Origin of the sequence: Streptomyces tatrensis, assembly GCF_049310065.1 — a bacterium.
Classification (GTDB): domain Bacteria; phylum Actinomycetota; class Actinomycetes; order Streptomycetales; family Streptomycetaceae; genus Streptomyces.
The window spans coordinates 4,105,462-4,121,496 of sequence record NZ_JBMDLB010000011.1 but is presented as its reverse complement, the minus strand read 5'-3'; the positions used below and the strand labels follow the sequence as shown (position 1 = coordinate 4,121,496).

The following is a 16,035-nucleotide window of genomic DNA, read 5'->3' as shown; positions in this document are numbered from 1 at the left end:
TATGTAGGGACGGACGCGCTCAGCAAGCCGGGCTGACCGTCGCCTTCATGGCGGCCAGCTGGGCTATCAGCGCATCCAAGCGGTCCGAACGCACCTGGTAGTAGACCTCGTTCGCCCGCCGCTCGGAGGACAGCACGCCCGCTTCGCGCAGCTTCTTCAGGTGATGACTGATGGTCGGACCGGAGACGGAGAACTCCGAGGCGATCTCCCCCATGCAGACCTCGCCGGCCGGGCAGCAGGCCACGATGCTCGCGATCCGCAGCCGCACCGGATCGGCCAGGGCCTTGAACGCGGCCGCCAGGTCCTCCGCTTCGGTGGCGGTCATGGGCGCGGGGCAGCAGGAGGCGGATATCCCGGCAGGTGCAGGCTCGATCATGCGCACAATCTGGCCGATCAAAGCCCCCTGCGTCCAGATCTGCCCGAGAGGCGGGACGTTCCGCAAAACCCATTGACAGTCATCTATGTATTCCGACATCCTCAATCCATAGACACTCATCTATGAATCGAGGATGTCATGCCGTTCATCCGCCGCTCCATCCGCAACCTCCGCCGGACCCGCAACGCCGCCTTCGTCGCCCGCGTCAGCTTCTGCGACAGCTGCGCCGAAGTCAGCAGCCCCGTAAGCCGCTCCGACGAGTTCCGCCGCGCCCAGGACTCCGCGATCGCCGCCTACGGCATCCGTATCTGACGCACACCTCCACCCACGCCCCACCCGATCCCACCCCAAGGAGCGCCGTGAGTACCGCAACGCCCACCCCAGAAGAGGCCGGCCGCATCCGCCTCGCGCACCGGGCGGCACAGGTCCCGCCGTCCGCGACCGCGGCTCTCGACGCTCAGGCGAAGGCGCTGATCGCGCTCGGGGTGGACGTCATCAACCTCACCAGCGGCGAACCGGCCTTCCCCACCGTCGAACCCGCCGCCCAGGCCGCCACGCAAGCCATCGCCGAAGGCTTCACCCGCTACACCCCGGCGGCCGGCATCCCCGAACTCCGAGCGGCCGTGGCGGCACACCTCAACCGCCACGGCACCACGTACGAACCCTCCGCCGTAGTAGTCACCGCAGGCGCCAAACAAGCCCTCCACTACGCTTTCACCGCCCTTCTGAACCCGGGCGACGAGGTCCTGATCCCCGCCCCGCACTGGGTCAGCTATCCCCACCTGACCACCCTGGCCGGCGGCACCCCGGTCCCGGTCCACCCATCCCCGGACGCCGGCCTCAAGGTCACCCCCGACCAGCTCCGCGCGGCTGTCACCACCCGCACCCGGGTCCTCCTCCTCAACAGTCCGGCCAACCCCTCGGGCGTCGTCTACAGCCGCGCCGAACTGGCGGCCCTGGCCCAGGTCGCCGTCGACCACGACCTCACGATCATCAGCGACGAGATCTGCGACCACTGGGTCTTCGGCGCCGCGGCCTTCGCCTCTGTCGCCTCCCTCTCCGACGACATCGCCGCCCGCACCCTCACCATCGGAGCCGTCTCGAAGACCTACGCGATGACGGGCTGGCGCATCGGCTGGGTAGCGGCGCCCACCCCCGTAGCCCAAGCCATCACGGCCCTCCAGAGCCACACCGCCTCGGCCCCCTCCTCCATCGCCCAGAAGGCAGCCCTCGGCGCCCTCACCGCAGACCTCACCACCGAACTGGAACACCGCCGCCAGGCCCTGGACGCCCGCCGCCTGACCACCCTCAAGGCCCTCGCGGACATCCCCGGCCTGGAAGCCGGCGGAAACCCGGAAGGCGCCTTCTTCCTCCTCGCCGACGTCTCCGCCACCTACGGCCGCACCCACGCGGGCCGCACCATCACCTCAGCGGCGGACTTCGCGGACCTCCTCCTCGCGCAGTCCAACGTCGCGGTAGTCCCCGGCGCCGACTTCGCAGCCCCTCACCACGTCCGCATCTCCTACACGGTCCCGCCGGACCGCCTGGAGGAGGCGCTGACCCGCATCGCAAGCTTCGTCGAAGGCCTCAAGCCCGCGGCGGCGTGAGGGCCCGGGCTATGCCCAGGGAGTCTGTGAGACCTCGCCCTGCCAGCTGCCCATCTGAGCCAAATTGCGGTGGTCTCCGTGGTAGCCCAAGGACTCCAGGATCAGCAGGGTGAGGTAGTGCCTGGCCAGCAACCATGCGTCAACGACGACGCGCTCGCGGCCGTAGATCTTCTTCTGCGACTCCTTCGGATGAACGAGGCTGTTGCGCACGCGAGTGAGTGCCTCAGGGCCGTCGAGGGATGATCCGTCGCTGCTCTGGTTCTCATTGGCGAACTGTGCGAGAGCCGGTAGCTGGGAGGAGTCGATCGAGGTCGGGACGCTGACATCCTGCAAGATTCGCCGCAGTCGGGCATGGGCGTGAAGGGAGTCGTAGGCCTTCCGATTCCAGCCGGCTTCCATGTGGAGGCGCTGCCACATCATGTGTTCCAGCCCTGCCGCACCGATGATGACGCGCTGCTCCACAAACCCCTCGCCGCTGATCGCTGTGATCGCGTAGTTGATCTGAAGGCGCAGCGCTTCGGATCTGGCGGGGTCGGCGTATGCGGGTACGAGCCCGTCCAGGAATCGGGCCAACGGTGCCGGATCGAGTGGCTCCCACCATCCGCCGGAGGAGTTGCGGGCGGGATCGCAGTGCATCACCCGCCATTCCTCCCAGACGACGCGTCCGTCCGCCGCGAACCCGACGGGGAGCATGGGGGCGACCCACCTGCCCAGGGAGAACGAGAGGCCGGTGTGTAGCGCCGTCAGAACGCGCCTGGCGCTAGCGGAGGTGAAGTCACCTCCGTCGCAGCGGCTGATCTCCATCACGTGGGTCATGGCGTAGACCCTGCTGCGGCGCAGCTCAGGCCAGATCTCCTTGTGGTCCGGCCTGACGTCGAGAGTGATGCGCCAGCCATCCACTTCGTGCATCCAGCGGCTTCTGGGCCGTACCCGCTCTTGGCCCTCGCCGGCGCTCAGGTGGTGCTGACCTTCGAAGCGCGGCAGGTTGAACCAGTGAGCCACCATCCGTGTGATGGGGGACTCCGCGTCACCAAGGGTTGCTCCGTTGGAGCTGCCCTCTGATCCAGGTGTGTGAATGTCCATCGGATAGTCCCCGTAGGGACGCCGCAAGAGCAGCGGGCCGGGCTCACTGAGGTCAGGCATCAGGTTCGGCCAGCTGGACGGGGTTGGCGTCACTTTCCAGTCGAGACCCAACCTTGGAGCACACGACAAGGTGACTTCCCCAGGCAGGTCTTTCTCCTCGACTCCACCGATATCCCCGGAGTGGAGGACGATCGGAGCACCGATGTCGTTGAAAGGATGGAACGGCTCGATCGGTGGCTCTGCGGTGGGCTCCGGCGGGCTGGGAGTGGCCTTGGCGCCCATCTCAGTGCCAACCGTTGAGGGAGACCTCGGGGCCGTCCTCAAGGTACCCACGCAGGGCACTTCCCGTTGTAGGGACGAACTGCTCTGGCAGGTTGTCGGTGGAGACCCAGCGGACCTGAGAGTGCTTGCGGGGTTCACGGTTCTCGGGTTCGCCTGTCCACTCGTGCGTGGCGAAGACGATGGTGAGGAAGCCGTTGGGGGCTTCGACGCCCCAGGCGCCGTGGATGACGTGGGCGACCGTGAGGGACTCGGGCTTCACGGTGAGGCCCGTCTCCTCGTAGAGCTCGCGGACCGCAGTAGCGGTGATGGGCTCGCCCGGTTCGCTCTTGCCGACGGGGAGGTCCCACATGCCCTGGGCGAACTTGGCGTTCTCGCTCCGCTGGAGGAGGACGACGCGGTTGGTGGCCTTGTCGTGGACGATGACGGCCGCGACCAGCAGGGTCATCGAGTCGAGCGCCGGCTTGAGGGCAGGGGAGCGGTCATCGGTCTGCTGTGCCACGGAGCATTTCCCTTCGTCGGGCGGGTTGTTGCGCATGTTAGGCGAGGGCCTCGCGGGCACGCCGCGCGAGATCGGCGGCGCCGGGGACGCGGCGGCGCTGGTAGACCGCGAGGGTGGACCGGATTGAGGTGATGGCCTTGCGGGTGCGGTCGGATGTCATGCCCTCCATGAGGACAAGGGCCTGGGTCCAGGCGGCGACCGCTTCGTCGGCGCGGGCCTGGGCGGCGAGGCTGTCGCCGAGGTCAGCATGGGTGAGGGCATGGACGCGCTTGTACTGCTCCGGGTCCCAGCGAGTGAGCGCGTCGCGGTGCTGCTGTTCCGTGCCGATGTGGTCGGCGAGGTCGGTCAGGGTGCGGGCGGTGTGGCTGGCCACTGTGCCGGCGGCTGGGCCGCTGACGCGGGAGAAGCTGGGTTGTGGGCCGTCCTCGCGTAGGAGTGCGTCTTCGGCGGCGAGGAGGGCACGTGCGGCCGAGGGGTTCTCGCCGACGGCTGCGTAGGCACGGGCGTGGGTGATGTGGAGGAGGGCTTCGGTCTGGCCGTCTACGTGGCCGAGGCCGCGGTTGAGGGCGCCTTCGACGAGGTCGACGCAGTGGTGGGGTTGTTTGAGGCTGAGGGACTGGTGGGCGAGGGCGCGCATCATCCAGGCCGCGTGACCGTGGTGGTCGGCTTCGCAGGCGAGCTGGTAGCCGACCTGGTAGTAGCGCTGGGCAGCGCCCTCGTGACCGAGGTCGTGATGTTTCCACCCGGCAAGGTAGGAGAGCTCCGCAACGGCACCGAAGGCGGCCTGGCGTAAGGCTTCGGAGGGGAATCGGCCCCGGAGCATGGGTGCGGCGGTGTCGGCGAGGTAGGCGGTGACCGTGGTCAGGCCGTGGCCACCGCCGAGGCGTTCGTCTGCGGCACTGAAGGCCGCCGTGATCTGCCGGACGACGTCGATGTCCTCGCCACCGACGCGGGACCCCGCGGTGCGGGCGCGGAGCATCCGTGAGGTGGCTTCGTGGTCGTGCAGGAGGGGCATGGCTACGCCAGCCGTGGTGAAGGCGGCGATGGCGAGGAAGCGGCGACGCTCGACATCCGCACGGCCGAGGTTCGTGACGGCAGTGACCGGGTCCCCGTCACCGGACGGCTCGGTATCGGCCGACTGGAACCCGATCTCGCTCTGGGTGACAACACGGCCGAGCCTGCGCGAGAGGGCTTCGGCGAGATACTGGCCCGCCTGGCCGGAGGGGACGCGGGTGCCGCTCGCCCAGTGGGAGACGGCAGATTTGTTGGTCTGGAGCAGCTCGCCGTTCTCGGCGGCGATACGCCGCACATCCTTGGCGAGTGCCTCGTACGTACACCCGGCCGTGTTGATCGTGTCGCGCAGGCGGGAGTTGGCACTAATCGGCGCTGGCACGATCTCCTCCGCTCCGGAGCTGTAAACCGCGTATACCGCTTGGCCTCCGCCACACCGTACCCACTCTGCGTAGCGGGCGGTTCACTTATCGACAGCCGCCCCACTCTTGGGCCGGGCGGCCCCCAAGTTCCGTACGCCCTACCGGACTCGGGCATTCCTATGCCCTGGCCCGGCGATCAGAGACGGAGACACGGTGACCACCATCGACACCGCGACCATCAAGGTCGAGCTGCCCGACGCCTTCGACCCGCGCTGGAGCCGCCTGCCCGGCATCCAGGTGGACGGCCGGCGCATCACCATCGACCCGGCGGAGTACTTCTTCCGGTTCGAGTCGAACACCTGGCTCGTCGCCGACTGGAAGCTGGTCAAGGCCCAGCTCCTCGACGTGGACGAGACGACCGAGAGTGCGGTCGAGCAGCTCGCGCTCGACTTCATCAAGAACCACGGTGAGTCCACGTCCGATGCCGCCCGCGTCCTGGCAACGGCGTACGGGGTCTACTCGTACCTCTTCCGCGAGGAGCACCTGGCCGGCCTCGGCCTGCCGCAGATCACCGCCGACCACCTGCGCATGCTGCGCGAGGCGGCCACGCTGATGGCGCTCAACAAGGTCGAGCTCGACGGCCACATCTCCAACGTCGGTCCCTGCTGGTTCTTCCCCGCCGCCACCTCCGTCGTCTTCGACCTGGACGACGCGACGGGCGGAATGCTGGACGAGGTCTACCACGGCGGCTGGTTCAACGAGCACCGCCGGATCGAGTCCATCAAGGCCCACGCCGCGCTCGGAGGCCGGCTCGTGCACGGCTGCCAGTCCGTGCCGGACCAGACCGGCGGGGTCGTCGCGCCCTACGGTGCCTCGATGGCGAACTTCCGTGACGACCTAGCCGTGTTCAAGGCGGGCTGGATCGAGCAGGTCTACGCCCACCGCGTGACCGCGGCCGAGTAACCCCCACCTCCATACGGCGCCGGGTTGGGCGGGCGATCCGCTCCGCCCGACCCGGCGCCCACCAGCCCCCGGAGTCCCCTCATGGACCAGAGCCTGATCACCGCCCTGCTCGACGACCTGTGCGGCCTCGTCGGCAAGCCCCTCCCCGAACGTTCCGAGATCCGCGTCTGGGGCATGTCCGGCGTCGAACGCGTCACCTTCCCCGACGGCACCACGGCCGTCTTCAAGTACGCCAAGGAGCCCTTCGACCGCGAGGCCCAGGCCCTGCGAATCGCCCATCAGCGCGGGCTGCCGGTCCCCGAGCTCCACGCCACCGCCATGCGGGACAACTGGCTCGGGATGCTCATGGACGATCTCGGCACCCCCGTACGCGGCGCCGATGACCTCGACGGAGTCGCCGCAGCCGTGATGCTCCACGCCGCCCGCCCGGCGGGGGGCCTGCCGCTCCTCGACAGTGCGGGGCTGGCGGCCCTGCCCGGCCGAGCCATCGATCACCTCCAGCGGCTGCGAAAGGCGGATCGGTGGACGGACTGCGACGACATCGAGACCGGACTGGGGAAGATCTCCGCATCGGCTGAAGCCCGCAGCCAGGGGGCGACGCTGGACCCGTTCGGCTGGGTCCACTCCGAGTTCCACCCCACGAGCGTCCACATCGGGGAGCACGGCTGGCACCTCCTCGACTTCGCCCGCGCCTTCACCGGCCCCGGCCTGATCGACCTTGCCTCGTACCACGGCACCACTGACGCACCGAGCCCCGTCCGGCTGCGGGTGTTCTTGGAGCAGTACGTCACTGCAGGCGGCCACGAGGACGCCCTCGCCGCCCGGGGCGGCCTGGCCGCCGAGGCGTGGGCCCTGGGCTGGCATCGCATGTGGGTGGTGGAGTGGTTCATGGAGCAGGCCATCCGCTGGATCAACGACCCGACCAAGGACCCCGCATACATCTCTGTCGTCCGCCGCCACCTGAATGACGTGGTCCAACTCCTGGAGGTCTAGGTGCTCGCCCAGGTCTCCCCCTGGTACGCCCACGCAACCCAGCGCATTGCCGCTTCCCCCGCCCATGCGCTCACCGCGCCGGCCCGGATGGAGTGGAGCACCCACGCGGGCCTCGGTCCTGGAGCTGAGGTTCTGGGGCGGGGCCTACGCGGCAAGCACCTCCTGGAGCTGGGCTGCGGCCCCGGCCACAACGTGGCCCACCTCGCCAAGTACCACCAGGCCCGCGTCACCGGTGTCGATCTGGTCGGCTTCCAGATACGCCGCGCCCGCTCCCACTACGGACACGTTGGCGGCGCCACCTTCGCTGCCAGCCATGCCCTGCACCACTTGCAGGCCACCGGCCAGACCTTCGACGCGATCTACTCCGTCTTCGGCGCCGTCGGCCTCGTCGCCCCCGAGCTGTTGCTCGCAGCCATTTCCCGGCACCTCAAGCCAGGCGGTGTTCTGGCCTTCTCCGTCCCGCACCCGGCACGGGCCGGAAGACATCCATCCACGGACGACCGTCCGCGCGAGGACTACGTCACTATGCCCGACCGCACCCGACTACCCATCGCCCGATGGGAATTTGACGCTCGGCGCTGGGGCGCCCACCTCGCGCGTACAGGCCTGCGCGTCACCTCAGCCCTGGAGCTGCGTCATCCTCGCCGCGACCCGTGGCCGACCACCCTCCTGATCACCGCCCGCAAACGCTGACCCCGGAGGCACCAATGGCACTGCCCTACCTGCTCCTGGACATCGACGGCGTCTTCATACCCTTTCCCGCCGCAGACGGCAGCACCCCACCCACCCACGTCCGCCACAGCGTCCTGCCCGCCGGGCGGCAGCCGGACGATTCCGTCCCCATCTGGCTCGACCCCAGGCACGGCCAGCTGCTCACCGAGCTCCTGGCCAGTGGCCTGGTCACCCCGGTTTGGTGCACGAGCTGGCGCAAGGACGCCACCACGATCATCGGGCCGCTCCTGGGCCTTCCTGACTTTCCCTACCTTGACCTGCCCCGCCCCCAAATCACCACCAGCCACCCCAACGGCTACCTCTGGAAACGCGATCACGTCGATGCCTGGCTCGGCGCGGCCCCAGTCGTCTGGATCGACGACGACTTCACCGCCCTCGACCACACCTGGGCCGCAGATCGGACAGCCCTAGGTTGCGCAACCGTGCTGATCCAGCCAGACCCCTATATCGGTCTCCAAGCCAGAGATCTCGTATGCGTTCAAAACTTGGTAGCGCGATTGTTCGAGAATGCCGCCACTTTCGATGGATGGCTGTGTGGGCAATCTCCGAGTGGCTGCTGCGGTTTTTGTGACGCCTGTTAACTTGTGTGGTTGCAGTTGCGGGCGATGTTGGCTGGAAGTTCAGGTCGAGTAACGCCGCTTCGAGTGGCACACTCGGCACGTGAATTTAACGGCGACTCGGCTCATCCTCTCTCCGGTCATTAGTTTGAGAGCGCTACGCATGATCCAGAAATCGCGCTGGACCATGACGTTCGACGTGGCCTGGCGGACTTCGCGGGTACTGAGATGCCCCGATGAGCTGGTCTTTCGTGCACACGGGCACCGGGCCCATTCAACTCGAGAGTCCGGGCTCCCTGAGGTGGCGCCCCCGCCTCACGAGTCACAATAGTTGCGCGGCGGTGTCGCTCGAAGGTAATCGAGTATGTTTTCGGAGATCGGCTAGGCGTTCACTTCTGGTCCTATTTGAGCCAGGGTTGTTTGAGTTGGCATACGCCTTCGTCCCGTGAAGGTATGAATAGCTCCTTGTCTCGTTTTTGATGTGTTCAAGTCTGCGAGGGTGGGGCTTCATGCTGGATGGTGCGGATTTTTCGATGGTCGCAAGCAGTGCGCTACCGGCGGCGTTCGCGTTCCTCGGGCAGAGGCTGGACGCGGTCCTGTCGCGTCGCCGCTCTGGCGGAACGGTGGAGGCGGAAGCGGACCCGGAGGTACCCGCCGAACTGGTGGGCGAGCTGGAGCTGCCGCTTCGAGCCGACTCGGAGCGGCTTGAGGCCCGGCTTGAGGTGCTGGAGGCTTATGCGCTCGGAATGGCCCAGTATCAGCGCGACTCCTCCCAACTCACTGTCGAGAATGCTGTGCTTATGCGGACCCTCGGGCAGGTGCGTGTGGCCCTAGAAGACGTCTACGGCCAGCGGTTCACCTTCGCGGGCGAGGCTCGTGAACAGACTGGCCCCGTGAGTGCTCAGCACTACGACACGGTGGCCGGTGAGGTGACGGGTATCGAGGCGGAGGACGCCATTCGCGGCTCCGTGACAAGCACTATCAGGGCGAGGAGCGTGGAGGCCGGGGGAAAGGTCATCGGGATGAAGGCGCCCATCATCGACGGCCGCGCGTGAAGGCCCGATCCCGCCTCTGACTTCCCTCCCCGACCAGCTAAGAGGAGTCCGCGCATGTCCGAGCCCGCTACTGAGTACGTGCAGGAACCGAGCGCCGACGGGCGAGGGAAGACACTCGCGCCCGGCTTGAACGGTGGCACTGTGGATGACACTGCCGTCCCCCCTGCGCCCTCGGATTCGGCAGGCTTGGCGGAGGAGCTGGCATCCAGCACCCCTATCCCTGTCGCAGTCGACGACACCGTGGAACTTCCGGCCTCGCCCTCAGCTACCGACGCAACACCGATCCAAGCCGAAGTCGAAGCGGATCCGGTCCCATCGGCGGCGACTCTCCGTAGCGGCCCGTACGCCAGCGTGCACGCGGATGCCAATCACGGCACCATGATCGGTCAGCTCTTCGAGGCAGTGCAGCGCCACAGCGGTGCGCCCCTGCGCGCAGAATCAGTGGCTCGAGAGCTAGCGGACTACCTACCCATTGGGAATGAAGGGGAGGTCGCGGAGGTCCTGAAGGACAACCGCGTCGCGGTGCTCGTCGCGGACCACCTTGGCAGTGGCCGCTGGACTTCGGCACTGCAGCTGCTGACCAACGTTCAAGGTGAGCCCCTGACTCTGCGGCGGGTCCGTCGAGAAGTCGGGGACAGCTTCAGCATGGAGGGTCTCAGAGGAAACAAGCGCACCGGGTGGATCCTGGACCTGCGTGAGACTGAGGAGAGTGTCCCTGCCAGCTGCGACTTTGGCCTGGAGCTACAGCAAGCCGACGACTTACGTGATGATGACTCCTACCTGATCGTTCTGGTGGGCGCAGAGCTATGGGCTCGGATCGGGAACGGTGCCGGCGGCCTCGCGAAGATTCCCGCGGCGCCGGATGCGATCGAGCTCTTCACGAAGTACCTGGAGACGGCAGGGATTACCGACCCGAAGTCTTGGGCTGAAGACCACCGTCTCTGCAAGGACTTGCCTCAGTTGCGCCCAGGTCAGGTGAAGGAATGGGCCCAGACCTTGGTACGCGCCGAGTCCCAGTACAGGTCCGCCACAGGACGCAGCACTGAACAAGGCTCTGACGGGTTCGACAAGGTCGTGCAGGCCGTCGCAAACGCAGTCGCCGGCTGGATGGATGTCCTGTGGAAATGGCACTCCGAGCCCGGCCGAACCAGCTACGACCGCAACTACTTGCTGCTGGCTTCGGTCTACGACGGCGCACCCATCGAGAACGTCCACGACAGGATCACCTCCCTGGGGCATGCGCTTGGTGAGAAGAACGAAGGTCCCCGGCTGACAGGGCAACAGGGACCCGGTCTGATTCAGCTGGCGCGCCAGATCGATGCGATACCTCTGCCTGACGGCAACCTGCGGTTCCCTGGGCCTGGCTTCGCCGAGGCTGTGGTCCGCTACTTCTGGCGGGACCGGCCAGAACTCATCGGGCGGTTCACAAACTGGACGGCCAAACTCTGCTTGGGCCTCCAGCCGGACCAGCAGGCGCGTCTCGCACAGCGTATGGTCCCGTGGGCCCTCCGCCACGCCCAGGCATCCAGGCAGACGAAGTTGCTGTACCGGGTGGCTGAAGACTGGTCGCAGGACGGCGGCCTCGTTGGGCACGCACACGATCTCTTGGTCGCTGCCATTCTCGACCCAGAGGTTGGCCAGCTCACCCGGAACGCAACTACTAGGTGGGCCTCGAGCGAGGAGAGCAGTGCTCACCTCCTGCGGACACTTGCCCGTGTATTTCAGACTCTCGTTCCTGCTCACCCCGGGCTGATGTTGCGCCGATTGGGTGACCTCGCCGTCTCGCAGAAGGACGGCGTTGCGGAGGCCGTCGGGACGGCCCTCAACGCGCTCTGGGAGGAGGACGAGCTGCGTCCCCAAGTGCGTAAGACCCTCGATTCCTGGTTCGCCAGTGATCAGAACGGCCTACAGCGCTCTGCTGCGAGCGCTTTCATGAATCTGGCACTGCAACATGACGATTCTGGTCAACCAGCTCTGCTGAGCTCCCCGGAGGGAGGGGTTGTTCCAGACTGGGTGATCCGTGGCTGGCGAACCGCTCTGGAGGCGGAGGAGCCCACTGCGCTTGGCCGGCGAGCTTGTGCCGTGTGGTTGGACGCCGCTGCGGCAACGGGAGACGACGCAGCAGATCGGATTGCGGCCACGTTCGTGCGTGCAGTTCACGAGACCCAAGGTGATCATCTGCGGGGCCGACGCGTCCTGAACCTCTATCGACTGGCTGAGCACTGGTTGATTCGGGGGGAGGCGCTGGATTGGGAAGGACGCAGTAGGTTCCGTGCTGCACTGGTACGAAGCGTGGAGGCCGCCGATCCGCGTGCGCCGGGCGGGGAAAGGGAGGGAGAACCGGCGAGTGCTTAGATTCTGGGGTCGGCCAACAAGGCGGGGCGTGTTCTCGGTCAGCTTCACTGTCGCGAGCGCAGATGACGGATTCCGCTTTGATGTCTTCATAGAGGGCCGATGGCAGAGAAGCCGAGTCCGTCACCACAATCCGGAGGCCGTTGCAACGTGCCATGTGATCGGCGAGTTCACACGGCTGGCGGCTGACTGCCCCATCCTTGATTACGCAGAACTCCAACATCGCGCGAACGCGCGCTTCGGTAGGGAAGCGGTGCTGCCCGACGAGGGGGTGCGGGTGCAAGGGGCCACCGTACGCGTACATGTTGCCCCTGAGGACCTGCATGCCGCCCAAGCCCAGATGCACCTCAGGGCACGCGCGCGTACGGACTCGGAGATCAAGCAACTGCGGGTGGTCCAGGCGGTGGCGTACCGCGATCAGCTGCGCACGGACCCGACGCTTCTCCTTGCACAGCTGTTGCTCGAGTCACCGGAGACGGTCAACGCGGAGACGATCAAGATCGTCCGCATCGTTGCTGAGCAGGTGGCTTCGTTCGCCCCGGGTGCTACGTGGGTGCAAACAGCACATCTGCTGGAGGAGTGGTACGGGAAGCTGAAGCCCGATGCCAAGCAGTTTGTCATTGGGCGTTTATGTACTGCGTTAACAGAATTCGAGGGCGAGGCTGCAGCTCAGCGTTTGCGAGAGATCCATGGTCTCCCCTCGCCCGGTGTCGAAGAACACACCTAGTCCGTGCTGAGGAAGACCGACTCGAACAGGTCGGCCGCGTCGACGAGGGGCTCGGTGGGTATCCGGAGCTCACCACTGGTCACCGCGTCGTTGCCGTCCTCGGTAAGTTGCCACGAGACCTCCACCGAACTGGCCTGAGGATCCCTCGCGATGATCACGTAGTCGTCTTGGCCGCTCGTCCAAGGTACGTTCGGGCGGAACGACTCGGGAGTGAGCACAACTTCAGCGTCCTCGCCGTGGGTGCTCCAGGTTACGGGATAGCCCTGTGGGAGGGGCCGGATAGTCGAGTAGTCGAATTTTGGTGAGAACGGATCGTATGACCGCAGCACTGGTTCGACGGTCTTCTCGAAGTCGGCGTCGTCCGGGTCGAGGTATTCCAAAACCTCGCAGTTATGGAACGTCAGGATCAGGTGCGGCTTGGCCACGAAACGATGGCGGCTGACCACCTGGACGCCGGCACCCGGCATCCCGACGCCAAGGAAGTGCTCCCGAGCCTCAGCGATGTGTTCGACCTTCTTGCTCTGCCATGCGGCGAGCGCCTGCTCCCGGTCCTCCATCGACAGCGGCTTCGGCCAGCCGAAGACGGTCGGCGTCAATCTGAACGGCATCGAGGCGACGGTGTCTTCAGCCGGTCTAGGCTGCTTAGTGAACTTCTCTTCTTCGTAGCGGCGCAGTCTCTCCAGGATCTCGTCCACGCGGTCGACCCTGCAGATCGGGCCGATCAGTTGTACCTCGAGGTCAATCGGTGGCTTCCCGCCCCGGCGGACGCGCTCGACGAGAGCGAGGACCTCTCCGGAGCGTGCGGGCCGCGTGTTGCTGATGCCTCGCACATAGATCGCGCCGTCCTCGATGTTGTCGCGGCGGTCCTCACCCTGATAGCTCTTGTGACACGGGAAGATCGTCTGACCATCCTCCGGCGGCTGGGCGATGACGAACAGGACCTCGTGGTCGAAGTCGATGCCGATCCGGCCGAACTCGAAGGCAGGAAACTGGGGCCCGAGGTAGGGGCGGAGCCGGTCCTCGAGCTCGTGGGCCTCGGTTCCGCGCGGTACGCCGGGAGCGCCGTTCTTCTGTGCGCCGATGACCAGGACCGCGTAGCCGTGGAAGTGTCGGGCCGCCTCGCCCGGACGCCGGTTCGCTGCGCCCAGGAGAAACTTTGCGATCTTGGCCGCGGTCGCCTTGCTGTTCATGTCGAGAGGGCTCTTCACCTCGAGGTAGGTCGCCTCGGCCTCGTCGCCGACAGCGACCACGTGGTTAAGAACGCCCCGCAGGGCGCGCTCACCAAGGGGGATGACGCTGGTGTCGAGAGCGAAAGTCCTGGCGTCCGAGTCGTTTGAAGGCGAGAGATCCGGCATGGAACGATTCTCCCATTCATGTAGCTGGCCCCGGACGCGAAAGAGCTGTCTTGCCCTGCCTTTGTTGACGACCGTTTGTTCAGGGCTCGATCGCTACGAACGTCGGTTCTGGCCAGGCCGAACGCGCGCCAGACGCTGGGCTTCGGCCGTGACCTCGGCATCGAGTGGGGCCGACGTCCCGGACGTCACTCATCCTCTGGCTCCGCGAGCCCACCAAGATCCAATGTCAGGCAGGGCCCAGGGGGAGCGGCGCCTACTCACGTCAGCTCAAGGGGGCCGTCGCAGCAGCCAATCTTCGGTGTAGTCGGCAGGCAGCACAATCTCTCAGGGGAGTGGGTGGGCTGCTCAAGGGTGGGTCGGCCGCGACCTTCGGACGGGTATCGCTTCTCTGCTGTGCGCGATGGCCACCAGAACCAGTGGAAGCGTTTTGGGACCGTCAATCCTGACCCCGCGGGCTCAGAGCGCCACAGCGCAGAGTCCCGGAGACGGGCCTGCGAGCCGACAGCGGCATTGCTATGAAGGGCGGATACGAAAGCCGAGGCATCCCGCAATTCAGCGGCCGAAATCAAGGGAGGCCGAGGGATCCACCGACATGCCTCTGAGCTGCGACGATGCGCAATGCGTTCCGAGAAGGCGAGCGGAGCGTTTTCGGCAGCTTCCGCAGAGAGGGCCTGACCTGGGCTTTTAAGGTTTCCGTCAAGCCCCACGAAGGCGGGCCTTGGGTGGGGCGTGGCTGGGTGCTCTGCGTGAGAGTCCGGCTTGCCCCGGCAAGGTCCTGGGCCGCCGCGAGGGCAGCCCAGGACAGGGTAGCGGATCAGTGGGGGGCTCCGCGGCTCAGTTTTGGGCCGATGGCGTGCGGCTCTTCCCGGTGGCGCCGAGGGCGAGGCAGGCGGCCACGATCGAGAGCGAGGCCAGGGCCGCGAAGAGGTGGGGGTAGCCGCCGAGCGGGCCCGCGAGGGCGGCGCCCGCCCAGGGGGCCAGGGCTCCCGCGATGTGGGCCGGGGCGCCGAGGAGCCCGGAGAGGCGGCCGTAGTGGGTGGTGCCCCAGCGGTCGGTGACCGCGGTGGCCTGGAGCAGGGTCAGGTTGCCGCGTACGACGCCTGCCAGCACCGAGAGCGCGATGAGCAGCGGTATCGGGCCGGGGGTCAGGGCGAGTGCTGCCGTGGTCGCGCCGCCCAGGGCGAGCAGGGTGACCGTACGGGTGGTGGTCGAGGTACGGGTGGACAGGCCGGCGTAGAGGGTTCGGCCGAGGGTTTGGCCCGCGCCGCCGAGTCCGAGTGCCCAGGCGGCCGTTGTCGCGTCGGCGCCGCGTTCGGTGAGGAGCGGGATGAGGCCCATGACGACGGCGTACATGGCGAAGCCGGAGAGGGTGAAGGCGACGGCCAGGAGGAGGAAGGGGCGGCTTCGGGCGACCGGCGTGCGGTCGGTCGAGAGCGTCGAGGGTGGGGAGAGTGGGGAGGGCGGGGCCGGGGGCCAGGGGGCTCGTAGGGCGAGGGCGTGGGCGGGGATGGTGACGGCGGCGAGGATCGCGGCAAGGGCGGCGTAGGTGGCGCGCCAGCTGAGGTGTTCGGCCAGGGCTGCGGTCAGCGGGGCGAAGACCGTGGAGGCGAGCCCTCCCGCGAGGGTGACGATCGTCAGGGCCCGGACCCGGTCGGGGCCCCACCAGCGGGTGAGGGCGGCGAAGGCGGGCGGGTAGAAGGTGGCGGCCATGGCCACGCCCGCGAGGATCCACCCGCAGGTGAAGACGGTCAGGTTCGGGGCCGCCGCGATGAGGAGGACGGCCAGGGTGCCGATCACGGAGCCGGTGGTCATCACGGCGCGCGGGCCCCGGCGGTCGAGGATCCGGCCGAGGGGGATGCCGGCGACGGCCGAGACGACGAGGGCGAGGGAGAAGGCGGCGGTCGCGGCGTTGAGGGACCAGCCGGTGTCCGCCGTCAGGCGTGGCAGGAGGACGGGGAAGGCGTAGTAGACGATCCCCCAGCTCGTGATCTGGGTGGCGCAGAGGGCCGGGAGGACGCCGCGTGGCCGCGGCCGGACCCCCGTCCCGGTCGCGGCCACGTCGGCCTGGGTGCCGGTCACCT

The 16,035-nt window shown here is 67.3% G+C and carries 15 protein-coding genes; 9 read left to right on the top strand and 6 right to left on the bottom strand.

What is annotated here, in order from left to right; genetic code table 11:
- Window positions 1-19 precede the first annotated feature (19 nt).
- Window positions 20-376, bottom strand: coding sequence for an ArsR/SmtB family transcription factor (locus tag ACODT5_RS34290; RefSeq protein ID WP_422522973.1), 357 nt, complete (start codon window positions 374-376; stop codon window positions 20-22).
- A 138-nt stretch (window positions 377-514) separates the two neighbouring features.
- Here ACODT5_RS34290 and ACODT5_RS34285 point away from each other — a divergent pair, with 138 nt between their 5' ends.
- Window positions 515-688: a hypothetical protein gene (locus ACODT5_RS34285; RefSeq protein WP_328299258.1), complete on the top strand. Its 174-nt coding sequence runs from the start codon at window positions 515-517 to the stop codon at window positions 686-688.
- 47 nt (window positions 689-735) lie between these two features.
- Window positions 736-1,983: a pyridoxal phosphate-dependent aminotransferase gene (locus ACODT5_RS34280; RefSeq protein ID WP_422522972.1), complete on the top strand. Its 1,248-nt coding sequence runs from the start codon at window positions 736-738 to the stop codon at window positions 1,981-1,983.
- 9 nt (window positions 1,984-1,992) lie between these two features.
- Here the strand turns inward: ACODT5_RS34280 and ACODT5_RS34275 are convergent, their stop codons facing one another.
- Genes ACODT5_RS34275 through ACODT5_RS34265 form a run of 3 tightly spaced genes read right to left on the bottom strand, consistent with a single transcriptional unit; the run spans window position 1,993 to window position 5,240 of the window.
- Window positions 1,993-3,348, bottom strand: a complete 1,356-nt coding sequence (locus ACODT5_RS34275) for a YopA family protein (RefSeq protein ID WP_422522971.1) — start codon at window positions 3,346-3,348, stop codon at window positions 1,993-1,995.
- 1 nt (window position 3,349) lies between these two features.
- Window positions 3,350-3,883 carry an NUDIX domain-containing protein gene (locus ACODT5_RS34270; RefSeq protein ID WP_422522970.1) on the bottom strand — a complete coding sequence of 178 codons (534 nt, stop codon included), beginning with the start codon at window positions 3,881-3,883 and terminating at the stop codon, window positions 3,350-3,352.
- 1 nt (window position 3,884) lies between these two features.
- Window positions 3,885-5,240, bottom strand: a complete 1,356-nt coding sequence (locus tag ACODT5_RS34265; RefSeq protein ID WP_422522969.1) for an NsdA family TPR-like regulatory protein — start codon at window positions 5,238-5,240, stop codon at window positions 3,885-3,887.
- 193 nt (window positions 5,241-5,433) lie between these two features.
- Between ACODT5_RS34265 and ACODT5_RS34260 the strand changes: the two genes are divergently transcribed.
- The 7 genes from ACODT5_RS34260 (at window position 5,434) to ACODT5_RS34230 (ending at window position 12,599) form a co-directional block, all read left to right on the top strand.
- Window positions 5,434-6,183: a hypothetical protein gene (locus tag ACODT5_RS34260; protein ID WP_422522968.1), complete on the top strand. Its 750-nt coding sequence runs from the start codon at window positions 5,434-5,436 to the stop codon at window positions 6,181-6,183.
- A gap of 81 nt (window positions 6,184-6,264) precedes the next feature.
- Window positions 6,265-7,176, top strand: coding sequence for a phosphotransferase family protein (locus tag ACODT5_RS34255; RefSeq protein WP_422522967.1), 912 nt, complete (start codon window positions 6,265-6,267; stop codon window positions 7,174-7,176).
- A complete protein-coding gene (locus ACODT5_RS34250; protein ID WP_422522966.1) occupies window positions 7,177-7,869 on the top strand; it encodes a class I SAM-dependent methyltransferase in 693 nt (230 codons plus the stop codon).
- 14 nt (window positions 7,870-7,883) lie between these two features.
- A complete protein-coding gene (locus ACODT5_RS34245) occupies window positions 7,884-8,489 on the top strand; it encodes an HAD domain-containing protein (protein ID WP_422522965.1) in 606 nt (201 codons plus the stop codon).
- A gap of 485 nt (window positions 8,490-8,974) precedes the next feature.
- A complete protein-coding gene (locus tag ACODT5_RS34240; protein ID WP_422522964.1) occupies window positions 8,975-9,520 on the top strand; it encodes a hypothetical protein in 546 nt (181 codons plus the stop codon).
- Window positions 9,521-9,574: 54 nt separating this feature from the next.
- Window positions 9,575-11,875, top strand: a complete 2,301-nt coding sequence (locus ACODT5_RS34235; protein WP_422522963.1) for a hypothetical protein — start codon at window positions 9,575-9,577, stop codon at window positions 11,873-11,875.
- 28 nt (window positions 11,876-11,903) lie between these two features.
- The gene (locus ACODT5_RS34230) at window positions 11,904-12,599 is read left to right on the top strand and encodes a hypothetical protein (RefSeq protein ID WP_422522962.1); all 696 of its coding nucleotides are present in this window, start codon (window positions 11,904-11,906) and stop codon (window positions 12,597-12,599) included.
- On the opposite strand, the gene ACODT5_RS34225 is transcribed toward ACODT5_RS34230, so the two are convergent.
- Window positions 12,596-13,954, bottom strand: a complete 1,359-nt coding sequence (locus ACODT5_RS34225; protein WP_422522961.1) for a hypothetical protein — start codon at window positions 13,952-13,954, stop codon at window positions 12,596-12,598. The genes ACODT5_RS34230 and ACODT5_RS34225 overlap by 4 nt on opposite strands.
- Before the next feature lie 834 nt (window positions 13,955-14,788).
- The gene (locus ACODT5_RS34220; RefSeq protein WP_422522960.1) at window positions 14,789-16,033 is read right to left on the bottom strand and encodes an MFS transporter; all 1,245 of its coding nucleotides are present in this window, start codon (window positions 16,031-16,033) and stop codon (window positions 14,789-14,791) included.
- Window positions 16,034-16,035: the final 2 nt, after the last annotated feature.

What these genes read in the sequence shown, in the direction of transcription:
- ACODT5_RS34290 (WP_422522973.1), bottom strand. Translation starts at nt 376, where the DNA reads ATGATCGAGCCTGCACCTGCCGGGATATCCGCCTCCTGCTGCCCCGCG.
- ACODT5_RS34285 (WP_328299258.1), top strand. Translation starts at nt 515, where the DNA reads ATGCCGTTCATCCGCCGCTCCATCCGCAACCTCCGCCGGACCCGCAAC.
- ACODT5_RS34275 (WP_422522971.1), bottom strand. Translation starts at nt 3,348, where the DNA reads ATGGGCGCCAAGGCCACTCCCAGCCCGCCGGAGCCCACCGCAGAGCCA.
- ACODT5_RS34270 (WP_422522970.1), bottom strand. Translation starts at nt 3,883, where the DNA reads ATGCGCAACAACCCGCCCGACGAAGGGAAATGCTCCGTGGCACAGCAG.
- ACODT5_RS34255 (WP_422522967.1), top strand. Translation starts at nt 6,265, where the DNA reads ATGGACCAGAGCCTGATCACCGCCCTGCTCGACGACCTGTGCGGCCTC.
- ACODT5_RS34245 (WP_422522965.1), top strand. Translation starts at nt 7,884, where the DNA reads ATGGCACTGCCCTACCTGCTCCTGGACATCGACGGCGTCTTCATACCC.
- ACODT5_RS34240 (WP_422522964.1), top strand. Translation starts at nt 8,975, where the DNA reads ATGCTGGATGGTGCGGATTTTTCGATGGTCGCAAGCAGTGCGCTACCG.
- ACODT5_RS34235 (WP_422522963.1), top strand. Translation starts at nt 9,575, where the DNA reads ATGTCCGAGCCCGCTACTGAGTACGTGCAGGAACCGAGCGCCGACGGG.
- ACODT5_RS34225 (WP_422522961.1), bottom strand. Translation starts at nt 13,954, where the DNA reads ATGCCGGATCTCTCGCCTTCAAACGACTCGGACGCCAGGACTTTCGCT.